The organism is Actinomycetospora sp. (assembly GCF_036497585.1).
GTDB lineage: Bacteria > Actinomycetota > Actinomycetes > Mycobacteriales > Pseudonocardiaceae > Actinomycetospora.
Genome location: NZ_DASXJD010000003.1, coordinates 1 through 2,239 on the forward strand (window position 1 = coordinate 1; position 2,239 = coordinate 2,239).

The window sequence follows — 2,239 nt, forward strand, 5'->3', positions numbered from 1 at the left end:
GGGCGGTGCCGTTCCGGGCGCGGGTCGCGATCCGGCTCGGGCTGCGCACCGTGATGGGACTCGATCAGCGCCCCGGCGACATCCCCGGCCAGGGCCCGGTGTGCAGCTCCACCGCCCGTGCCCTGGCCTGGGCCCGCACCCGCACCGACACCGCGTGGCGCCTCCAGCTCTACGACGACCACGGACACCTCGAATACCTGCTGACCATCCGCCCACCCACCCGCGGCTCCCCACCCGCCGACCGCCGCCGACGACGCCACATCGTCGAGCTCACCGCCCACACCCGAGAACTCGACGACCTCCTCGCCGGCACCGGGATACCCACCGGCCTCGAGGTCCTCGACCCCGGGGCGCTGACCCTGCTCACCCGAGCCGGGCAGGCCCTCGCGGCCGCTCGCGCCCGCCCACCCGAGCAGCACCCCGCGCTCTCACGGGCCGACGCCCACCGACGCCGCCCCGGCGACGAACTCGCCCGCTGGGTCCAGGCCCGCGACCGCACCTGCCGTTGCCCCGGCTGCACCCGCCAAGCCACCGGCACCGACCTCGACCACACCCTGGCCTGGGACGACGGCGGCCAGACCATGGCCGACGACCTGGGCGTGCTCTGCGAGGCGGACCACCTGTTCAAACATGACCCCACCACCGGCTGGACCGTCACCCAACCCCACCCCGGCACATTCGTCTGGACCGCGCCCACCGGGCGGCGACACGTCATCACCCCCGAGCGCTACGACCCGCTGCCCGAGCCGCTACCCCCCACCGACGGCAGCCCCTTCACCCTGCCCGCCGACATCTACGCGCCCCCACCCCATGCCCCGGAGCCGTTCACGCCCCGGCGCACCCGCGACGGCCGCATCACCAGAGCCGCCCGCAACACCGCCGACGCCATGGCCGAACGACACCGCACCCAGCAAGGAGAACCACCCAGCCCCTACGACCACGATCCCGACTTCTGACACCCCGGCCGGTGGCGACTCAGGGCCCGACGATCGCCCAGCCGTGGGGCGGCACGACGACGGTCCGGCCGTCGTCGGCGAGCGAGGCATCGCCCGCGACGAGGCTCGCCGGCTTGTCGTCGGCTGTCGGGACGCCCGCGGGGAGTCCCCACGACCGCTCCTCGTCGTCGACGCTCAGCACGACCACGAGCCCGTCTCCGTCGTCGCTGCGGGGGAGGGAGCGCAGCACCACGAACGAGTCCGAGACGTCGAGCACCTCGGTGCGGGCGTCGTGCAGCCACGGGTGGCGGCGGCGGACCGAGATCAGCTCCTGGTGGCGGTGGAAGATGTCCAGACCCAGCGGGCTGAGCTCGGACGGCGTGGCCGGGAACTCCGGCCGGACCGCGTCGTCCCCGCCCTCGCGTTCCTCCTTGACCCCACGGAAGCCGTGATCGTCCCCGGCGTACACGCACGGCGTCCCGGCGACGGTGAGCAGCACCGTCAGCGCGTGGTCGAGGTGCCGCTCGTCGTCGAGCCGGCTCGCGATCCGGGTGACGTCGTGGTTCCCGACGAACGTCAGCGGGACGAAGTGGCGCACGAACTCCTCGTGGCGGCCCAGGGCGTGCGCGAGCTCGTGGAAGTTGCCGTCGTTGAGCGAGCTCCAGATCGCCTTCCAGAGTTCGTACTGGGTGACGGCGTCCATGCCGGAGTCCGCGACGATCCGGGCGTAGTCGCCGTGGATCGTCTCGCCGACGACGTAGACGTCCGGGTGGTGCTCCCGAACCCGGGTGAGCACCGGGGCCCAGAACGCGGGCGGCACGGCGTAGGCGGCGTCGAGACGCCAGCCGTCGGCGCCGCGATCGAGCCAGTAGATCATCACCCGCGCGACGTGGTCGGCGACCGCGGGCTCGTCGTGGTTCAGCCCGATCAGCGCCTCGTGGCCCTCGAACGCGTCGTGCGTAGGCGCGCCGCCGCCGTCGGGAGCCTCGGGATCGGGCCAGCGCAGCCGGAACCAGGACGCCTCCGCGGCACCGGGCCCGCCGGCGAGAGCGCGCCGATACTGGGCGAAGTCCTCGCCGACGTGGTTGAACACCCCGTCGAGCACGACCCGCAGGCCGCGGGAGTGCGCCGCCGAGAAGAGCCCGACGAGGTCGTCCTCATCGCCGAGACGGGGGTCGACGGCGAAATGGTCGGTCGTGTCGTAGCCGTGGGTGCGGGAGGCGAACACCGGCCCCAGGAGCACGCCGGAGGCACCGAGCTCGACGGCGTGGTCGAGCCACGGCTCGAGGTCGCCCAGCCGGTGG

At 73.7% G+C, this 2,239-nt stretch carries 1 protein-coding gene and 1 pseudogene; one reads left to right on the plus strand and one right to left on the minus strand.

What is annotated here, in order from left to right:
- Positions 1 to 956: pseudogene (locus tag VGH76_RS00205) on the plus strand (HNH endonuclease signature motif containing protein); the annotation flags it as partial.
- A gap of 19 nt (positions 957 to 975) precedes the next feature.
- On the opposite strand, the gene VGH76_RS00210 reads toward VGH76_RS00205, so the two are convergent.
- Positions 976 to 2,239: alpha-amylase family glycosyl hydrolase (locus tag VGH76_RS00210; protein ID WP_331554583.1), on the minus strand; the 1,264-nt coding region annotated here is incomplete at its 5' end.